At 60.3% G+C, this 19,576-nt stretch carries 15 protein-coding genes; all 15 read right to left on the bottom strand.

What is annotated here, in order from left to right:
• Positions 1 to 8: 8 nt before the first annotated feature.
• Positions 9 to 1,370 carry a hypothetical protein gene (locus tag ACVZUB_RS17750; protein ID WP_482627581.1) on the bottom strand — a complete coding sequence of 454 codons (1,362 nt, stop codon included), beginning with the start codon at positions 1,368 to 1,370 and terminating at the stop codon, positions 9 to 11.
• Positions 1,360 to 1,674: a hypothetical protein gene (locus tag ACVZUB_RS17755; protein WP_482627582.1), complete on the bottom strand. Its 315-nt coding sequence runs from the start codon at positions 1,672 to 1,674 to the stop codon at positions 1,360 to 1,362. Before ACVZUB_RS17755 ends, ACVZUB_RS17750 begins: the two co-directional genes overlap by 11 nt.
• Before the next feature lie 2,720 nt (positions 1,675 to 4,394).
• Entirely contained in the window at positions 4,395 to 5,294 is a 900-nt protein-coding gene (locus tag ACVZUB_RS17760; RefSeq protein WP_482627583.1) for a hypothetical protein, read from the bottom strand.
• 3 nt (positions 5,295 to 5,297) lie between these two features.
• Positions 5,298 to 6,668 carry a phage tail fiber repeat family protein gene (locus ACVZUB_RS17765; protein WP_482627584.1) on the bottom strand — a complete coding sequence of 457 codons (1,371 nt, stop codon included), beginning with the start codon at positions 6,666 to 6,668 and terminating at the stop codon, positions 5,298 to 5,300.
• Positions 6,665 to 6,988, bottom strand: a complete 324-nt coding sequence (locus ACVZUB_RS17770; RefSeq protein ID WP_482627585.1) for an LtfC-like domain-containing protein — start codon at positions 6,986 to 6,988, stop codon at positions 6,665 to 6,667. The genes ACVZUB_RS17765 and ACVZUB_RS17770 overlap by 4 nt, the downstream gene beginning before the upstream one ends.
• On the bottom strand, positions 6,988 to 7,503 hold the full coding sequence (locus ACVZUB_RS17775) for a hypothetical protein (protein ID WP_482627586.1): 516 nt from the start codon (positions 7,501 to 7,503) through the stop codon (positions 6,988 to 6,990). The genes ACVZUB_RS17770 and ACVZUB_RS17775 overlap by 1 nt, the downstream gene beginning before the upstream one ends.
• Positions 7,500 to 8,096: a glycine-rich domain-containing protein gene (locus ACVZUB_RS17780; RefSeq protein WP_482627587.1), complete on the bottom strand. Its 597-nt coding sequence runs from the start codon at positions 8,094 to 8,096 to the stop codon at positions 7,500 to 7,502. Before ACVZUB_RS17780 ends, ACVZUB_RS17775 begins: the two co-directional genes overlap by 4 nt.
• Before the next feature lie 11 nt (positions 8,097 to 8,107).
• The gene (locus ACVZUB_RS17785; RefSeq protein WP_482627588.1) at positions 8,108 to 9,157 is read right to left on the bottom strand and encodes a glycine-rich domain-containing protein; all 1,050 of its coding nucleotides are present in this window, start codon (positions 9,155 to 9,157) and stop codon (positions 8,108 to 8,110) included.
• A gap of 3 nt (positions 9,158 to 9,160) precedes the next feature.
• The gene (locus ACVZUB_RS17790; protein WP_064443989.1) at positions 9,161 to 9,457 is read right to left on the bottom strand and encodes a hypothetical protein; all 297 of its coding nucleotides are present in this window, start codon (positions 9,455 to 9,457) and stop codon (positions 9,161 to 9,163) included.
• A gap of 3 nt (positions 9,458 to 9,460) precedes the next feature.
• Positions 9,461 to 10,294 carry a holin gene (locus tag ACVZUB_RS17795; protein WP_482627589.1) on the bottom strand — a complete coding sequence of 278 codons (834 nt, stop codon included), beginning with the start codon at positions 10,292 to 10,294 and terminating at the stop codon, positions 9,461 to 9,463.
• Between the two features lie 130 nt (positions 10,295 to 10,424).
• On the bottom strand, positions 10,425 to 11,126 hold the full coding sequence (locus tag ACVZUB_RS17800; RefSeq protein WP_482627590.1) for a peptidoglycan-binding domain-containing protein: 702 nt from the start codon (positions 11,124 to 11,126) through the stop codon (positions 10,425 to 10,427).
• Between the two features lie 34 nt (positions 11,127 to 11,160).
• Positions 11,161 to 11,754 carry a phage gene 29 protein family protein gene (locus tag ACVZUB_RS17805; protein WP_064687468.1) on the bottom strand — a complete coding sequence of 198 codons (594 nt, stop codon included), beginning with the start codon at positions 11,752 to 11,754 and terminating at the stop codon, positions 11,161 to 11,163.
• Between the two features lie 2 nt (positions 11,755 to 11,756).
• The gene (locus ACVZUB_RS17810; RefSeq protein ID WP_217017243.1) at positions 11,757 to 13,430 is read right to left on the bottom strand and encodes a Gp37-like protein; all 1,674 of its coding nucleotides are present in this window, start codon (positions 13,428 to 13,430) and stop codon (positions 11,757 to 11,759) included.
• A 16-nt stretch (positions 13,431 to 13,446) separates the two neighbouring features.
• Positions 13,447 to 14,379: a hypothetical protein gene (locus tag ACVZUB_RS17815; protein WP_482627591.1), complete on the bottom strand. Its 933-nt coding sequence runs from the start codon at positions 14,377 to 14,379 to the stop codon at positions 13,447 to 13,449.
• A gap of 31 nt (positions 14,380 to 14,410) precedes the next feature.
• On the bottom strand, positions 14,411 to 19,564 hold the full coding sequence (locus tag ACVZUB_RS17820) for a tape measure protein (RefSeq protein ID WP_482627592.1): 5,154 nt from the start codon (positions 19,562 to 19,564) through the stop codon (positions 14,411 to 14,413).
• Positions 19,565 to 19,576 lie beyond the last annotated feature (12 nt).

Genomic DNA, 19,576 nt, shown 5'->3' on the forward strand with positions numbered 1-19,576 from the left:
AGTCTCGTCTACATATCCTCGCTGAGGATTGTGGCCTCGTCTGGAACCGACTCTTGCCGGGAACGCTCCGCAATCTTTTCGACAAGTTTGTCGAGCGCGGCTGGGTCCAAAATTCCGGAACCCATCTCACCGGAAACCGCCTTGACGATCTTCCTGTGGACAGAGAGTGAAGTTCCCGGTTCGCTCCCGAATCCAGTCGCTACCGCAACATGGTCTGACTCCACAGATATCTTGATCGGGAACCACGCATCTACGTCACCCTCCTCCGACGCGTGCACTGCGCGCAGAGAAATATTCACAAGAGGCCGACGATCTTTCACGAGTAACTGACATGCCGGAATGGAGTCCAGCAGGTGCTGCCCCTCAAATCGTATCGAGCGCAACGACGGACGCATGGAAGACTCGTCCTGATCATCCGAATCCGATATGCGGAACCGTGCAATCGTCAGATTCAGCTTCGATAATCCTGCTGCCTTCAAGCGAGCGCCTATGATATCGAGAAGAAATTCCGATGTGGGGTGAATCTGACCAATGCCCGATTTTCCTTCAGCTCCGGCAAAAGGCACATAGCCCTTAAGTTCGGGACCACCAGCAAGCTGGACCGCGTTTGCGGCCGCACGGGCGGGCTGAGATGTTGCCCTCTTGACTTCCAAAATTTCACTGCCGTTTACAATGTGCACCTTAGTCGAGTGCTTGCTAGGAACAGCAGTGAGCGAAGGCCTTTCGCCAGCCTCATCGATTTCGGCCCCGTAGGATCGAAATGATCCAAGTACAGCAAGATTTCCATCTTCTTGAATCTTTGCCGACTCAAATACGTACCATTTCGCCACGCCTACACGAACGTAGCGCCCCAGCACTACCTCTAATTGCTGGTGCAAAACACTAACATCCTGCGCCTTGTCGAAAGAAAACAGACGCGACACGTGACCCTTCTCTGGTGTCGGCTCTTCCTCATATGACAAGACTAGTCGAGCAATTTCCTCAGGGTCCCAATTATAGTGTCGAGCTAGGCGTGCGGCCACCTCTTCTGCTCGACCTTGGTGTGCAATGCCAAGGTCCCTCGAGGCCTCTCGGAGCCATGCAAGCTTTACCCCGATCAGTGCTTTCTTTGCTACTTCGTGCCGAACCTCGGTGGTGTCGATACCACCGTCGTTAGTTGCAACGGAGGGCACAAGCTCATCCTCCAGGTAGGACCGGAGATCGTTATGGATGAACTCACTAATGTCTGGAACGTCGACGGAATCACGATTCGGCACATCCGACGGCTTACGGAGGGCTCGGCCGCGCTCCATTGCCATGTTCAGCAACTCGGTAATCGTCGAGTCGAGTTCCTCGTCGGGGATTAATGATCGAGCCTTCTTACTCACCATTAGGCCACTCTCCCTTCTCGACTGCGAGCCGATACATTTGCAATATTACCCAAGCTGCCGCCGTATTGACAGCATACCATTTTTCTGCGTTGCCGACCTCAGATTCGTTATTCAGAATGAAATCTAACAACGATTCCTGAGCTTCGATCATAGACATCAAAGCGGGAATAAAGAACTTGTTTTCAATCTCATCTTGCGCGGTGATCTTCCTGAGACTCTCACCGTAACTATCAATGAGGTCAAAATATTCGTCTCGCGGAAAATCTTTGTCTTTTGCCCACGTCTTTATTCCGTAAGACGCCACGCACTCTCGACATTCGGGAGGAATCCGAATCTGGGTCAACGCTAAGCCTCCGATCGCATGCCGTATGCAACCATCAGCGCAAATATCGGCTGCGCAACAATTGCGATTAACAACGAAGATGCAATCACGATTTCTTGGACCGGTCGCCAGTTCGAGCCTGAGTACATGCCAAGCCAAGCACTAACGGCACCGATAGCAGCAATGACGACCAAGCCGGCAGAGATTTCGGGAACGCGCAGCCTACGTAGTCGAGCGACGCGCTTGCGCCCTGGCGCGGTCAAAGTAATCGAAATGTTCAGTGTCGCGAGAAGGAAGCTTTCGACCGTTAGAAACAGTGACAAAGCCTGCACATTCGAGAGTGCAGGCTCAGCACTAGACACTAAGCGCCCTAGGCGGATCCAGACAATCAACCATCGAACAGTCAGGGGAAGTGGTTTGCATCACGACAACATACCAACTGTTCGACACGCGACTACCACCAAGTGACTAAATTGCGAAAGACCATGCGAGTCTGCGGCGATCGCGCTGGATCCGGCGCCTCTCAAGATGGATCAGGAAGTGGCCTCATCGTGCAAATCTTTCCTTGCCTGGAAATGAACATCATCCAACCGGAACCTCGGACCGCTTCACGCGCGCAATCTCGGACAACCCCAAGCCTTCGAGGACCTCAACTGCTGCGTTCCCCAAAGGAGTGGCGTGGTGAGAAGCGTCGCGATCGTGTCGGCACCCCCACCTACACTGCACCGCGCGGGGTCGGGAGGGTAAGGGAAGACCAGCTCGGCCCCGCAATCTGGCATTTTGAACACCGAAGTCGGATATCATTTCATTGCTGCGGCGACTGTGAGTGGTCAGTTCTGCCGCGCAAGGCCTGCCCTCCGGCTGTGGACTCGCCGGGGGTGGGCCTCACCACCCGTCGCGCCGCCATGTTGAGCCATAGGCACTATGGACGCGCTGGCGAAGTGCCTGCCTGCTACTTGAGCACCGTATACACCAATCGTGGTTCGGCCCCATGCCCGAGAAGTAGTATCGCTCGTGCACGTTCGCCTTTGCCGGCTCGACGTGCACGGCCCGCCTAGGTGTTACTGACGAACGCTGTGGGCGGGCCATCTGGAGTATGAAGAACTCCGTTTACGCGCACAGGAATCGGCGGCCCTCCCGCGTCTCCCGCAGTCCGGCGTCGAATCTCGTCGAGAATCTGATTGTTGGACAATTGCTGCAGCGACATTCTTGTCGGCGACAACGGCACGTTTTCTTCTTCAGTCATGAACCCGGCGGCAATCAACACCTCCTGCACAGGCGCATCGAACAACGCTGCGACGCGCCGCAGTACCTGCGGCGTTGGGGACCGAGCGATCCTTGTCCACTGACGCATCTGGGATGGATACACACCGAGCGCCCGAGCTGCTTCCTCTGGACTTTCATAGCCGCGGGCCACGATCTGGTCTCGAACCCACGCTGCGAACCCTGAAGCCATGGGCGTTATTTTCCCACGGAATTTCTGAATGTTCGCGCAGCGAAACAGTTCGAGAGTTTTGCGCTCGGAGCAGTTATCCCCATGTGCTGTGCATGAATTGGGGATAGTTCAACACTCAAGTATCTGTGACTCGGCGAAGACTGGTATCGGAACCCTCGGATCCGTAGATTTTCCTCGGCGGCATCGCTCGAACCCCCAAACTTCGAGTATGGCGTAGCCCTGCCGACGCGATCCCCCAGACAGCCGGCAGGGCACCACAAACGGTGCGCCGCTTCCGCCTCGGTTCTCGGCGCGCCCCGGGCCGCCAGCGTGCTGATCACACACTCGCTGGTGGCCCTTCTAGCGACACCCCTGGATTTCGAAAATGCCCGACGAGATTGAGGTCTGACCTTCCTCTCACGCGGTAGACAGCTGCTGCGGCAGTTCGACGTCGGTAACGCGGTCAGCCACTCGGCCCAGTCCCGAGCTGGCAGCACTCGCTTCGACTGCGCCGACTAAAATCTTCCACGGGTCGGGCCCCGGACAGCGAGAGTTGTATTAGCTGATGAAGAACGGTGCATACCGCACGCAATGTCGACGCTGCAGCAGTGTGGTGTACGACGGCCCATGGATCTCGCCGGCCGAACGGCTGAGACTGCAGCAAGATCACCGAAGTTCCTGTCCTGCGGATGTCATTTCGATCCGAGAGCCGCTCTCGGCTTCGTCTCGGGTTGCCACTGTGAGCTCACGCTTCACGCGCCCCGCCTAATTGCGGCAGAGGGTGAAGTCGGAGATGAAGAAGACCCCAAAGTTACGATACGGCTACCGTTGCAGGTATGGTCGGATTGTAAACGCATAGAGCTGCTGTTGTTCGTTTACCAGCCCTGACGGTCCCCTATCTTGTGTGGCCGTCAGGGCTGCCCTGTTACAGAATGAAAAAGCCCGGATCTAGTTACCCTGGGCAACTTTCTGCGACCGGAACCTGCAGAATCTAACGGACCTCGAAACGGAGATGTCGTGAAACGGAAAGCGCTTTGCCTCACAACCGGAGCTCTCGTCATCGCCTTCGTAGCCCGATCACTCGGTTCACTGGCCGCGGCTCAGCCCTTCGGCGTACCTCTCGGGCACCGCCTCGTCCGCTGAAGACCTGACAGAGCCCATCCACCGAAGCTGCGGGGCCAACAAACTCGGCCCAGTTTATTCGGCCCATCACACCGTGTGAAACAGCAAAAGGCGCCCCCACCGATTCCCGGTAGGGGCGCCTTTTTTACAGAACGGCGAAGCCGCTTCGCGTGTAGATAGTGGTTCCGAACTGGCTGATTCGGTTGTACTGAACCTTCACCCTGTCCCCGGCGGCCAACGGGTAGCTGACTGCAGTTCCGCCGCGAACGTCATAACCCCCGATATCGGAACTGGTGTTCACCACATTGCCGTTCACGAGGATCCGGATTGCAGACTTATTATCCGAACGGCAGTTCACATTGGCAGTCAAGATAGCGCTCGGATGACTCTTCTGAACCACGAACGAAGTGCCATCCATGATGGTGCCAGGATTGGGCGTAAAGGCAATGTCGGACCAACCTACGGGCGGAGTCTGATCGACCTCAGTGCCGCCAATGGCTACGGGCTGATCCTCCGCCGAGATGGTCATCATCGTCCGATTGGCCACAACGGTCGTAGCGAAAGCTCCGGACTGATTCCGATATCCCAGGGTCAACACATCGCCGACTGCCAGTGTTGTGTTGGCCATCCCCATCAGCTGAAGAGCGCCGTTGTAGTTCACAGACCCTGCTGACTCGGTGCCGATCAACGTGCCGTTCTTGTAGATACCGAGATAGGCGGTGTTGTTGGAGGTCGTGGTGAAGTGCCCAGTGAACCCAATGCGGACGGGACCAGACGTTGCACTGACAACGCCGTTGCCCTGAACCACTGTTCCCGGAAGCCCTGGGTTGGCGATCATTCCGGGGATGGTCACCGTTGTCACTGTCGATGTCTGGAAGTTGGCGCCGAGGATGATGCCGGTGGGCGTGAAGGAGCTGAACAGAAGCTTCCACTCTGTCCCCGTCCAGAGGTGAGACGACGTGATGTTCTTCCATTCGGAGCCAGTCCAATAGGCGCGTTGCGTGATTTTCTTGTACGAGTTCCCGTCCCAGGCGTGTGCAGACATCGGCTACTCCGTCACGTGGTAGATCGCGCCCGTTATCTGGCCTGTCGTCGGCAGTGCTGTAACTATCTGGTCGAGGTCGCCACGCCTCGCGGTCGCCGACGTCGTACCGAGCGCGAGGTTCGAGTTGCCCGTTCCTGCTCCGATCGCAGCTCGACCTGCTGCTTGGTCGACAGCCCGCATTGATGCCCGGCCCACGGCGGTTGCATCTGTGATGTCGGCCGAGGAGGTGTCCACCGCACCTGTTCGTCCGTTCACCGAAGAGACCGGCGAGGTGGGATAGGTAGCTTCCAGCCAGTTTGTCGGCACTGATGCCGGATTCGCGATAAGCCGGAAATCTGTACCCCGATCACCGCGAGTGCACCAGTCGCCGCGCTCGCCACCGAGTGCGATCATTCCCGCCTCTGAATAGGTCACACCGCGAAATGACGCGCGGGCTTCGGCTGGGATCTGTGCGGCGAGGATCTTGCCCGCGCCGTCGAGGTCCGCTTTGGTGGCGAGTTTCGCTGTCAGACCGGTGACTTGAGCTTCGGAGTGCGTGTGCGTCGTCGGGGCTTTGCCGTCGAGTGCACCTTGGAGGCCGGTGACATCTGCGACAGGGTGGGAGTGCGCGGTCGGCGGGCGGGCGTCAGTCAGTCGCGAATCGCCTTCCTGCACTGACGTGTCCGCCTTGCCGAGTGAAGTCTGAATGGCGGGTGAGGTCTTCGCCTTCGTCACAGCTTCGTCGACGAGCTTTGGTGTCGTGACCGCGTTGTCGAGCACCGAACCGGCAACGATTCCGTCAACCGCGTCCTCAGCTCGCTGCGCCTGCGTTGTCGCGTCTGCGACCGCCTGCTGCGACAGTTCGCGCTCGGTGACGAACTGCGCGCCGTACTGCTCGAGAGTCTGGTCGACCAGGTTGGCCGTGTTCTCGATGCTGATCTTCGTCTGATGGACATCGGTCTGAATCTCCTCGACGTCGCCCTTCGCCGTGACTACGACGTTGAGCGCCTCGGCGACGGTCTGGCGGTCGGCTGCGACTGCGGAGGCTGCGGATTCAACTGCCAACCGATCCTGCGCCACCTGTGCAGCATCCTCGGCAACGTCTTGGATTCCAGCCGCGATCTGCTCGGACCGTTCAGCGGCAGACTCGGCACGCCCGGCCGCATCGTTGGCCCCAGCAATCGCAGGAACAGGAAGTGTGATGTCTGGTCCCTGCGACATGTCGAAGACAAGGCTGTCACCGGACACGGAGATGCCGTCGACGCTTCTGCCGGCAGGACCCGGCACTGTCGAGTCCTTCCCTGGCGGACCCGGCGACGGGACGAGGATCCCACCGCCTCCGGACTCCTCCTTCCCCAGTGTGATTCGTTCACCGTCACTGCCCACGAGGATCATTTGTTCACCTTCTTCACCTGTCCGGTTTGCAGCTCCAACTCGACTGTCGGCGTCGCAGTGGTGTCCTGGTACATCAGCCAGTATTTGGTTCCTGCGGCAATGGTCGCGACGACTTCGGACTCGATTTTCAGCGATGCTGTGCCGCCTGCAATGGTGAACTCCCACTTGATTTGTGAGGTGCCAGGTTCGCCGAGAAGGAAGTACAGCTCGTGCCCGTCAGGGAAGTCGGCGCCGTCGTCGAATCGGTACCAGTACACGAAGTCACCGACAGTCGGCAGATTCAGAGCGAACTTTGGTGTGGGTGTGCGGATGTCGCCCATCAGCTTCCCTTTCCGTAGATATCGCGCATGACGTCGGCGATATCCGGCGCGACGTTGGCGGATGCACTGGTGATGTCGTGGCCGTGATCGGCGAGAGTCTCAAGCAGTTCGGCGGACGTAGTCTCAAGTTCTTTTGCCAGGACGTGAGCGCGGATCGGTTTCGCTGAAACGGATTCGGAGGTCGTCGGCTCATCGATCCCGGCGGGACTGTCGTCAACCACCGGATCGGGCACCACGATCTCGTAACCGCCAGCCAGCATCAGTGCCAACGTGGCAGCATCATTCAAATCCGCTTCGTGATGCAACATGCACGAACCTGGCATGCGATCCATATTCCGCGCCCGACCGGACGAAGTGGACGGAACCACAACAACTTCCGGCAATTGCATCCCGAACGACGGCTGCGCCCAGACAATCACATGGTCGGCCTGAATCAATGGCTCTGAAAGTCGGTAGCAATTCGCCGGTCCCGCATAGCCCTTAACGTCCTCAAGAATCAAAGTTGCAGTCTTCACGGTTCGTACTCCCCTAACATGTATTCGACAATCGTCACGCAACCATCAGCGCCCGAACCGAAGCCGCAACCACCTCCGCCAGCGGGAAATCCGCCAGGCTGGCCAGGATTACCGCCTCCGCCCGATTGGCCTGTCTCCCAGAGGAAGGTTGGCGATTCTCCAGGGCCAGTGAAAGGTCCAGACGAACCGCCACGCTTCCCCAGGCCCGCACCGCCACCGCCACCGGCGAGAAGGCGAATAGGTGACGAGGTGACCGACACTCCGTCGGTGCCGCTTAGCCCGCCAGCACCACCACGCATGGTCCCCAATCCGCCGGCCCCGCCATTGTCAGCGCCGGAGCCGCCATTGGCGATTACGTCCCAGAACGAGGAACTTCCGCCATCCTGGCCATTCGTGCCACCCGCTCCGACCACAATCTCCACGACATCAGGGATGTTCCGCGCAAACACCATGAAGCGATCCACTGCCGCGCCTCCGCCGCCACCGGCCGCCTGATTGCCGCCGCCGCCAGCTCCCCGCAAAATCAAGTCGAACTGGTAGCAACCACTGGGCGGAGTCCATGCGAAAGTTCCTGGCGTACGGAACACTTCCATCTGCGTGTACCTCACGAGAAACGCTCGATGATGTGAACGATGCCAGCGCCGCCGTTTCCGCCACGGCCCCAGCTGTTGCTGTTGTTCCCAGAGCCTCCGCCCCCGCCACCACCGCCAGGGAATGCGCCAGCGCCAGCCGTAGAGCCATTGTTACGAGCACCTCCCGCGCCTCCGCCGCCGCCAGTCGGGACAAGCTGAGATGGAACCTTGCCCGGCGCATTGGCCGTGGTGCCACCCGGAGAAATGCCGCCCTGACCACCCAGGCCCTGGGTTGAGGGGTAGGACGCGGAAGTGGTGAATCCGCGTCCGCCGCCTCCGCCGCCGCCATGCAAGTCATAAGGAGAAACGGACGACCCCGCGTTGGCCGGCGCTCCAGCAGCCTGCGTGACCAGACTGCCGAAGCCGCCAGGAATCATCCCCGTACCACCCGGGACCCGATCCCAGTTGCTTTGATACGCGAAGTCCGCAGTAGGGCCTCCGATTCCGCCGCCAGCCTCCAGGTCCAGAACCCAGGAACTACCGCCAGGTTTGCCGTTGCTGTCCGTGCTGATAGCGCCATCACCAGGGTATCCAACCTTGATGGAAATGACCTTCGGAGTTCCGTCAGCATTGAAAAGCATGCTGCCAGGAATGGTGAAGTGGTTTTCTCCACCACCAGATCCACCCCCGCCGCCGAGCTGGGAGGCTGGAGCAATATCGATACTCCACTTCCCCGAAGCGCCGCCGCCGCCAGCACCAACCATGATCACATCCCACGAAATCGTTCCCGGTGAAGCCGTGATGTCTGCGTTGCCTGTAAAGGTGCGCGTCTTACCGAAGATGGTGAGTTGAGCAAGCTCCTCACGGATCTCTTCGATGGTTTTCGAGTGGTCGGTGATCAATTGAAACTGCTCGTCGAGCGACTTGCCGTCATGTTTGAACGCGTTCTGCGCACCTTGCCACTTACCTAGAGCGCCATTGGTCAATCGCGCCTTGGCTTGCTCCTCGGTCTCCAGCTGGCGAGCGCGGAAGAGACCGCGCCCGAGGGAGCCTTCAGGGATGGAGCCGTCAGGAGCGGTCAACGATCACACCTCCTCTTTCACTTCATCCGGCATCGTCGGCTCGGGCGGGATCTCGACATGAGGAGCGTGCTGTCGCAGCAGCGCGGCGAGGATCACGATGTAGTTGCCTTGCGCTCGGACGAACCGGACGCACACCCGGATTAGCCTGCGATCCTCTTTGCGGCCACCTTCGAGTTCGGCAACCTTGGCCTGCAACTGTCGAACTTGTGATTGCTGCCGACTCACCCATGCCGCGAGGATGCTGGTCGCTGCGATGCCGAATGCTGAAATCCGTTCCGGGCTCAGTAATTCCAGCAACATCGATCACTGCTCCGTGCAGGAAGGGACGCGGTGCCGGCCAGCGCTCGATGTCGAGCCGATGTTTCGCTCGATCGCCCGCACGAGATCGGAAATCACGAAGACTGCCTGATGGTTCTTGGTGTATCCGAGCGTGGACTTCTTCTCCGCTGCGAACCATTCCCAGACCGGCAGTCCCCACGAGGCGATCAGGTCGAGATCCGCGGTCACCGCATGTCCGCGTGCGTAGATCTGATCGAGTGCATTCTGCACCTCGACCACGGGTCGGTCCGCCGCGTCGGCGAGGTCGAACGCGAAGGCGGACGCAATGAGTCCGGTACTCGCGGGCATCGCCGGGAGTACTTCGTCGTGGGTCTCGTCCATTGCGATGCGGGAGGGCTGCACGGGGGCGAGCGACGGCAGCCCCCTGGTCGATCCGAAGTTACTCGAGGCCAGCGACGTCAGTACCGATATGAGCGCCGCGGTGGCGGCCAGGGTAAGCGCATCGTGCCAATTGATGTCCGAGAGCGTTCCGGTCGCCGGGATTGCGCCGACGAGGGCACTGACGAAGGTGCGGCCCACTCGATCGGCAAGGTCGATCGCGAAGTTCCCGGACGTGAGTGCCGTCGATGTCGAGAGTGCGATCAAGAACGAGACGAGGGCCGCCAGTGCCGCCGAGGACAGCGCTGTGGTCCAGGCGACGGAGGCAATAGTCGCGCCGGCCCCGAGGAAGACGAGCACTGTCTGTAGGAATGTCTTGCCGGTGCGATCGAGCAAGTCCAGCCAAAAAGCTTTCGTGTCGACCGAGTGTGTGCCGACGAATTCGACGCCGACAGTGAGGGTTCCGTTGGATTCAGCCATGGTCAGTAGTTCCTTCGTTCGTAGTGATCGGATCGAGTGATGGACTCGTAGCCGCGCGCCCATCGCCACAGGGCCCAGACGGACGATCCAGCGACGCTGATAACGACGCAGGCGATAGCAACAGCGGTGGTCACTTGACTCCCAACGCGCGCCAGGTGGCAGGACCCACGATGCCGTCGGTGGCGAGGTTGGAGCGTCGCTGAAATTCGCGGGTGACAGCCTCGGTTGCCGGGCCGAAATCCCCGTCGACGGCGATACTCGAATACGCGGGGTACGCCCGATTGAAGAGCGCCTGCAGGTAGCTCACGTGCACGCCCTGGCTACCACGCATGAGCGTCGGACGTGAGACGGACGGCCCGGGCGTGGGTGTGGGATTACCGCCGCGGATACGTTGCACACCAGCGTCGTTGCGGGGGTCGCCTTCTCGGTAGCGCATCTGGAAGTGCATCTCGTCGGGATAGTTCCACGAGCGCCCCCAGTACACCTCGGGATATAGCTGCAGACCGCGATTGACGGCAGCGACTTCGTTGGCCGGCATCGTGTACCTGCCCATCGGCCGGATCGGCGCCCAAAAGTCGAGCGACACGCCCGCAAGGTGATTGGAGTTCGCTACGGAATTCTCGAACGACCAGCCCCAGACGGGCGAGGTGAACGGACGCACGTTCCGGTGTAGCCATCCCGCGAACGATCCGAGGATGATCGCAGGAGCGCCGCGACGTAGCGGCGCGGTATCCATGAACGGTGCGGTAGTGACGATTTCACATTCGTTGCGATCGCAGATGCGCCAACCGGCTTCAGAAACGCTGTTGCCCTTGTAGGTTCGAAATGTCATGACTACCCCTTTCGGGATGTAGGAATGGAGGGCTCTAGAGGCCCAGATGTGCGACGAGCCGGTCAGCGATCTCGCGACCGACATAGGCGTCGGGGTCGACGTCCAAGCCGAGGTTTCCGAGAAGTTCGACCACCTCGTCGGTATCGACGTCGAGACGCGACGCCAATTCACTGACCTGCAAATGACCGGCGGGAGCGGAGGGTTCGGGAACGTCCTCGAATCCCATCTTTTCGAGCACCACCTGCTTGAGCTCGGCTCGATCGGACTGTGGCAGCTGCGCCACGACTTCCGTCCAGGAGCTCTGTGGAAGGTCGGGGGTCTCCATGGACACCCACTCACCCTGTGCAGTCCACCTGTCCGCCACCGCATTCTTGGGTGGTTGATATTTGAGTGTTGGCTTCGCCGATGGCCTGGCGCCGAGGATCCACATACGCCAGGACTGCATTTCCCAGTACTCAGTTCCGAGCATCAAAGGAGCTCCGACCACGCCCGGCATTCCCGTGAACATCCACAGGAACGCCTGGCGCGGATTACGGAGATCGCAGTTCTCCCGCAACGGAAGACCTTGGCCTTCCCATGCCGGCCACTGGTCGAACGTCTTGCCGCGAACAAGTCCTTGCTGTTCCATCGTCAGACTCCCAACTGTTGAAGTGAGGTGGCGAACGCTTCGATCCGCTCCCATGCCTTCTGCACGGGGTCCTCGAGCGCGCGACTGTCGCCGATGGTCACGGTGCGTGTGACTGGCTGCTCACGTGACCAGGACAGCCCGACCTTGGAAATCCGGTCGATGTAGATGCGGCCGGTCTTGTCGTTCTGCATCGTGAAACCTGCACGGTCGCCGAGCCATACGTGGCCGGTCTCGCCGATCAGGAACGGCGCAGCGTCGCGGGCACCGAACTCGATCGACTCATACGAGCGTGTCGCCCAGATTCCCGCTCGGAGAACCATGAGCGAGGAAATCGTGTACGCCTTGCCCGCACCGTCCTGGAAGTACTCGAAGTATCTCGTCCAGCCCTGATTGTTGGCCCGCGCTACCAACCGTGCGACCATCCAGGCGAGCACGGTCCCCATGTAGAACGGTTTCAGCACGGCGTCCGCCACACCGCCCATGGGTGGCACGCCGGGAATCATGGCGGTCAGATCGCCCAACATCTGCACTGTCGCCGACATCAATTCGTCGACGCCTGGGGCTGAGCTACCGCCCGTGACGACTTGTATGCCCTTCGACGGAGTCTTGCGGAACCGATACCTGTCCAACCCGGTCTCTTCGCCGTCGCGCCACACCGCAAGCGGCAGCGACTTATTCGTCCGCTTGCTACCCGGGATGTAGTACTCGGCCGGGATTGTGGTGTCGGTTTTGAGATGCGACGTGCTTTCGATGAAATCGCCGATGAACTTCTCGACGGTCATTTTCAGCCCGTCGAATCGAGTGCCACCATGCGACGTTCCCGTGAACCGTCCGGACCGATCTTCGAACGACACGACCACCGTCCCGTGACGCAGGTTCGCACCCGGCCACGGAGGCGGATCGCCATGCAGGTAGCGGCGCACGATCGGGGTGATCTCGCCGTCCTGCATCATCGTCTTCGCGATGTCGTGAAAATTCTTGAAGCGCGAGCCCGCAATCCCCCACAGCGCACCGGAATTGAGCGAATCCATGAACTTGATCGGCTTGACGACCAGAGACCAGGTGGATTGATCCAAGTTGGTTCGGTTCGCCGGATCCATCGGATCGTCCGGCATGGCCCAGGTCGAGTTTCGTTCCCGGTGGCACTGGAGGTCGAGCATCGTGGACAGCACCCACGGGATCGGCCCCGGGAGGATGAACACGCGCGGCGCCTGGAAGTGCTCACTGAAGAAACTGTTCGACCAGACCGTGTACCACTTGAGCCGCTCGTAATCACTCGAAAACGTCGCCACGACAACTTGATCGCCGTTGTCCCGCTTGTCGAGTTCGACGTACTCGAGGAGTCCGCCCCACCGCGAACCCGTGTACTCGACGGTGATGTTGACGTTGCGTTTCTCGCCGCGCTGCATGCGGCCCCACTCGTCCCAGAGCCACTCGCCCACAGGATGATCGAGGGGATGTTCCAACTGCCCAGGACCGGTGTCCCCTTCGATCAGATCGAAGGTTCCGCCGTACTCGGCCTGCACCAGATGCTGCAACCGCATCTCGCCGTCCCACAGCAATGCAACCGGCGGGATCTGGCGTTGATTCTGCTCACGCCGCTCTTCGGCCCGGGTTGCTTCCCAGATCGCTTCACATTGCTCTTCGAGAGACAGTCCGTGATCGATCACGGTCACCGGCGGCCACCTCCTGTCATTGCATGCCGATAGGCCGCGACCATCGCCGCGGCTGAACCAGCTGGATCATCGCGCCGCCCGCCGGCGCGTTGGTCACCGAAACCCGCAGAGTTTGCTTCTGCGTCTTCGGCGGGATGACGTACTCGAAAAACCGCCCGGGAACGGGCATCCGGCCAAGCAAGTTCGTATTCGCAGCATCACGAACCATCAGCTTCATCGGATCCAGATCGACCGTGAACCCACCCTCGAGCGCACCGATGGACGGCATGACGATGGAGCGGTTCGCGTCATTGCGGCCCGACAACTTCGACACGCCAGGTCGGCGTTTGCCTGGCGGTCCCTCCCACGACACGTCGGGAAGGATCCAGTCACCGCGAGTGCCGATCCACTTGTGCCGCATCGGCTGATCCGTCGGATTCCAGACCTCGATCTCGCCTGACCCCGACGAACTGCCGGTCGACCACTTCGTGACGTAGTCATCCTCGTAGTAGTGCGGTTGACCCGCCCGAAGCGGAATGATCGGATTCGAATACTCCACGACGAGCGGGTCAATCCCCGGATCGAAATCGGGCTGCTCGTACAACTGCACGTCGAGGAACCGTGTCGAATTCTCTGTAATGACCTCGATGCACGCCAATTTCGCATCGTGGTCCCACTGATCGACCCGATAGTCGAACGCCTGCCGGAACCGCGAATCGATGTCCTCCTGATCGCCGTCGGCAACCCGATCCGCGGAAACATGGAACCCCAGCGCAAGATCTCGCCAGTCGTTCCACATCCCCTTCATCGTTCCGCCCGACTCGGCGTTCGCCGCCACCCACGAAGTGCGGACCGGGGAGTCGAACAAGCCCTTGACCTGATCGACTCCCAAGTCCACACCTTCGGTGCCGGCATCCTCGCCATGGACAGGCCAGAAACTTCCATCCGTGCCGTGGATGTTGATCGTCATCGATGCCATGGTGACCTCCCAGCCTTACCGATCATCCGAATGGCCTTCCTGCATGCCGCATCATCTGGCGACCCTGAGCACGCTGAGCGCTGTGCACCGCGGCCATGCCGTCAGAGAATGTCGGGTTGTTGATGTTGACCGAGTAGTCGTTTCCACCACCGGCATTCGGATTGATGGCGAGCGTGTCCAAGTTCGCGATCTTGGCGATATTCGCGAACTCGGGCGCGGTGAACACCGGCTCCGGAGCGCCTGACTTGTTCAACGCCAACCCGCCGTGCGGGATCATTCCGCCCTGGTCGTAGAGCTTGATCGGCAAGGTCTTGAGCCAATCCTCGACCCAATTTCCCGCACCGATCGTGACCGGCAGTTGCCCGTCGATCTCGCTCTGAGGGAACGAACGCGTCACGAAGTCACCCAGCGGATCTCGCATTGCCTCCGCAGCCGAGGACTCCGGCAAGGTGGATCCCGGCTTCGGCTTCTTGAACTCCGGAAGCGGAATATCCAGCCAACGAGAATTGATGCCGAATATCTCAAGCGCCGAATCGACCGCGATCCCCACCAGATCGGCCCCGTACCTCTTGAGTCGATCCTTCAGCGAGAAATCGCCGTTGGCTTCCTTGTCCTTGTCCTCCTCGACCTTCTTGCGAGTCGCGGCGAGCGAGTTCTGAGCCGAGTACACCGAAATATCGGCCTTCTCCTTCTCGAGCGAGGTCGACTCGGGATCGTTGTACACCTTGTCCCGGGCCAACTGCGCATCCAGCAGAGCAATCTCGGCATTGCGCACCGAAATCGCATCGTCACCCATCTCGCCGGTCAGAACAGGAGCAGGATCGTTCGACGTCGAACTCTTTCCGTCACGTTTCTGCTCCAGCTCGCGAACCTTGAGCTCGGCCTGCTGAACCTTCAGCTCCGCCTGGTCACGATCGGCCTGCGACTTCTTGTCGTTGGCGTTGATCTTGTCCCGAGCCTCCTGCGCCTGAATTACCGCCACACGGGCGGATTCGAGTGCAAGAGCATCCTTCTCGGTCCACTCCACCGGCTTCTCGCCACGCAGATACGCACCCGACTTGCTGTCCCAACCGTCGATGAGTTCGTTCGGCAGGTGGAACTTCACCGGGAACTGCGACGACTGAGCATTCGCACGGTTTCCGCCGATGCCCGATGTACCGTGAGCACCGCCCGATTCCGCCGACATGCCGGCGATGGTCGCCGCCATGTGTTCCTTCGAGATGCCGACCTGGAACTGAGTGCCCGCAGGACCCAAACCGGCTTGCAGACCCGCCACGCCGCCACGACCGTTGAAGAAGTCGTACGTGGTGTACAGACGCTTCACCGATCCGGTGATGCCCATGACGATCTGCTGCAACCAGCCGACAAATCCCGAGCAGTCGAATTGCGTCGGCCCCGTACCGCCCCAGAGGTACTTATTACCCTCGACCGATCGGCCGGCCGCGAGCCCTGCCTCGATACCGTTGCGGCCGCCTTCGGCGAACCGGGGAAGATTCTTCAACCGCGAGTCATCGCGATTGATCATCCCCAGCAGCCAATCCCACTTTTCCGACGAGCGGCCGTTGACGATCCACTCGCCCTTGTCGACCCAGGTTGTCGGTACGCCATCGCGGCCCATTCCGAGGAAGCCGTCAACACGATCGGTGCCCGGCCCTGACGTGGGAAGTCGTGCGCCGTCGGCATTTCGAGGAAGCCGCCCACCGTAGTATCTGCCAGCGACCTGAGGCAGCCCCTGTTGGCGATACAACTCATTGATCGCGTCGTTCGACCAACCGCCACTCTGCTGCGCAACGGTGTAGAGCTGGTTGAACTGAACGGTGACCGTCTTGTCCTTCAGCGCGTCCAAGGCTGCCTTCGCGGCCCCGCCGTCGATCAGGAACTTCTCAATCCCCGCAATGAACGCCTTCGGGTCCGCAACCTTGCTCGACAGGTCGAACAGTTCCTGCAAACCAATGTTCTTCTGATCCTTGAGCTTCTCGATATCAAGATCGGCGCCCGGCTTTACCTCGAGCTCGTCGAGGTACTTCATGAAGGCGTCGGCGCTGCCCGCATTGAAATCGAACTGCTTGAGGTCGAGATCGATCCCGGCCATCGCCTTCAGATTGTCGAATGCGATCATGTTGTCCATGGCCGTGCTCAACTTCATCTGAAATTCGTTGTCGTCCATGTCGATCCGGATCTGGCCGCTAGGCAAATCCGTAACGTCGGCGCCCATGCGACGCAGTTCCGCCAGGATGCTCGGGTCGAAATCCTTCTCGACCGTTAGAACCTTCGGCTTACCTGGCTCGATCTGCATCATCTGAGACCAGACCTCAGCAAGACCCTTGGTCACATCGTCGGCGCCCTGGAGACCAACCTGAATCTGGATGGCACGCTCGTTATAGCCGAGATACTCCAGCGCATTTCGCATGTCGCCGATTTCGATCCCGAACGACTTACTGGTGCCTTCGACCTGCTGCTGAACGCTCGAGAAGATCTCGTTGATGTCCTTGCCGGCGTTTGCCATCTGGACTGCGTTCTGGATGATCTTGACGCTGGTATCTTCGAGATCTTGACCGTTTTCGGTCAGTGTCGAAATACGCCCGTTATCCAGCAGCTCGGAGCTTGCACCCTTCGTCTGGTCAATCGGCGCCGCTTGCAACAGTTCACGAGTGAGCTTGTTGTTGTCGTTCGTGGCCTGCTTTTCATCGGGGTTAATGCCCGCAATCAGCTGCAATGAGCGATACATTGCATCGCTCTTCTCGGTGGCAGTGGCCGCTTCGTCGCCGATCGTCTTCAGGAGATCGGACATCTCCAGATAGCCTGGCGTGAGTTCTGCAACGGCAGCACGCGTGTTCTGGAACCGTCGCCTCTGACCGTCGAGCCAGATGAATGTTTCCATTCCAGCTTCGGTTGATCGGTCCAACTGCGATGTCAGGTAACCAAACTCGCCGTTCGTCCCCGAAATTGCGCCGGCAAGTTCCTTGTTGGTGACACCCAGGCCGCTGAGTGTCGCCTCAACCATTTCAGCAGAATCTCGAACCGCAAGATCCTGCTTCATGCGCTGGTTGAACGAATCGCCGGTACCGAAGAGCGCATTGCCGGCGTTCTGCCATGCGCCGCCGGCCTGGGCCCAGATTCCTGGACCGTTGGCGATCAGCGTCTTTTGTGCTGTGCGTGCCTCCTCGATTCGGCTCGTCAGGGCCTCTGTGGCCTGTTCCGACATGGCACCACCGGACGCCTGCAGCGCCTTGGCCAACTCGAACTGAGATTCGGCGGTGCCTTGTGTGGCGACCGTCAGCGCTTCGTGGAATCGCTTCGACTTCTGAATCTCGCCATTGATTCCCGAGTACGCGACCATGCCACCGATGAGCGCGATGCCGACCGGACCCCCCAGGGCGCCGGACACCGCGCTCATTCCGCGACTCAAGCCGCTTGCAGCAGAACTCATTGCCGAGAGACCGGCGGCGCCGACGCCGCCCGCAGCAGCGCCCATCCTCGAGATGAACGACGTCGTCCCATGAACTGCCTGACCGGCCAAGAGGTGAACCGACGCGTAACCCTTCGCCTGCAGCGCGGATGCCTGCATCGCTGCGGCCGTGGCCTTCTCCTGCGCCGCGTACGCCCGAAGCCCCGGCATCGCGTTGGTGTACGCCGCGCCCATCTTCCCCAGGACGGTGTTGGACGCCGTCATGCGAGCCGCAAGGCTCGATGCCCGGTCGCTGAGAGTGAGCATTGTTCCGCTGAAACGGCTCATCGAGCCACTCGCAGCGCCATATTGTGCGGCGTTTACCCGCACGTCAGCATTGAACCGGGAGAACGCCCCACGGACGCCATTGACGGTGTTGCCGGTCGTCTGCCACATTCGCTGGTAGGCATTGAGCGGTTGCGTGCCAGCGGCTGCCTGCGCCGTCAGGGATGCCATCGATGGGGCGATGCGCGCCATGATCGCTGGCACGGTCTTGAACAGGAAGAATGCTGCGGCGAGCGCGGTAACAACGCCCTGGTTATTCTCCATCAGGCTCGACAGCGCGTTCAAGACAGGAACTAGCACGCCATCCGCAAGCTGCGCTGTGAGCTCGAGAGTCGACAGCAGCAACGTCCACGACGAAACACCCAGCGCGCCCGATGCTTCGGCAAGCGAGCCGACAATGCCCTTCACCGCGGGCCACGCCTTGACGGCAGTGTCACCGAGTGAATCGAAAACGCTCGTGAAGAGGTCCCACTCCGAACCGATCTTCGCGCCGTTCTCCGACCGGAATGCTGCGAACGCTTCCTTGCCGGCCTCGCCGAACTTCTGCAGCTTCGGCAATCCCTGATTGAACACGCGATGATCGAGCGTGTCCGCGAAGGCAGACACCTTCGGCGTCACCACATCGATTCCGGCAGTGACATCCTTGAGCCAGTTCGCCGAACGACTGAAGGTGGGCTTCAGGGCCGCCGCGCCCGCACGACCCATCGCGGCCATCGTGTTGGACCAGGCGGCCGAGACGGTATTGCCAGCGGTGGCGGCACCGCCGATGTTCTTCTCGATGGCAGCCAAGTAGGTCGCCGAATCAACCTTGCCTTCGGCGACCATGTCCGACAAGGCCTCTTGCGTGACGCCCATTTCGGTGGCGAGCCACTGGTAGATCGGCAGACCTCGGATTGCGAGCTGGTTCAGATCAAGGGTGTATGCCTTGCCCTTGGTTTGAACCTTGTTGATCACTGCGCCCATCTCTTCGATGGACGTTCCGGCGATCGTCGCCGCGTCGGCAGTCAGTGACAGATAGCGCGTCAGGTCCTGGCCGGGCTTTATTCCGGCGGCGACGGCCGACGCTGAAATCGTTGCAGCTTCACCGAGACCGAAGGATGTTCCCTTCACCGAGGCAAGGGCGGAATCCATGATCTTCGCGGTACCGAGAGTCGTGTGCCCCAGGCCTTCGAGCTTGCCTTCGGCATTGTCGATCGCGGTGAGGCGGCCAAATCCCTTGTACAGCGCCGTACCAATTACCGTCGATACCGCGGCGCCCGTAGCCGCGGCCCCCGCCATGAGGGTCTTCCCCATGGCTGCCGACATCTTCGAGCCCATGCTGTCGCCGGCCTTTTCGCCCTGCTGGACGACCTTGGACAAAGACTTCGACACAGCCGCCGGAATGCCGTCGGTACGCGCCGCGATCGGGACGTACATGGTCGCCAGTTCAATGCCACCGGCCATGGGCCACCTCCA

The sequence above is a fragment of the Rhodococcus sp. OS5 genome (genome assembly GCF_056837585.1).

Bases quoted from the DNA above. Each gene is read 5' to 3' on its own strand.
- ACVZUB_RS17750 (WP_482627581.1), bottom strand. From the start codon at position 1,370: ATGGTGAGTAAGAAGGCTCGATCATTAATCCCCGACGAGGAACTCGAC.
- ACVZUB_RS17760 (WP_482627583.1), bottom strand. From the start codon at position 5,294: ATGTCTGCACACGCCTGGGACGGGAACTCGTACAAGAAAATCACGCAA.
- ACVZUB_RS17765 (WP_482627584.1), bottom strand. From the start codon at position 6,668: ATGATCCTCGTGGGCAGTGACGGTGAACGAATCACACTGGGGAAGGAG.
- ACVZUB_RS17770 (WP_482627585.1), bottom strand. From the start codon at position 6,988: ATGGGCGACATCCGCACACCCACACCAAAGTTCGCTCTGAATCTGCCG.
- ACVZUB_RS17780 (WP_482627587.1), bottom strand. From the start codon at position 8,096: ATGGAAGTGTTCCGTACGCCAGGAACTTTCGCATGGACTCCGCCCAGT.
- ACVZUB_RS17790 (WP_064443989.1), bottom strand. From the start codon at position 9,457: ATGTTGCTGGAATTACTGAGCCCGGAACGGATTTCAGCATTCGGCATC.
- ACVZUB_RS17795 (WP_482627589.1), bottom strand. From the start codon at position 10,294: ATGGCTGAATCCAACGGAACCCTCACTGTCGGCGTCGAATTCGTCGGC.
- ACVZUB_RS17800 (WP_482627590.1), bottom strand. From the start codon at position 11,126: ATGACATTTCGAACCTACAAGGGCAACAGCGTTTCTGAAGCCGGTTGG.
- ACVZUB_RS17805 (WP_064687468.1), bottom strand. From the start codon at position 11,754: ATGGAACAGCAAGGACTTGTTCGCGGCAAGACGTTCGACCAGTGGCCG.
- ACVZUB_RS17815 (WP_482627591.1), bottom strand. From the start codon at position 14,379: ATGACGATCAACATCCACGGCACGGATGGAAGTTTCTGGCCTGTCCAT.
- ACVZUB_RS17820 (WP_482627592.1), bottom strand. From the start codon at position 19,564: ATGGCCGGTGGCATTGAACTGGCGACCATGTACGTCCCGATCGCGGCG.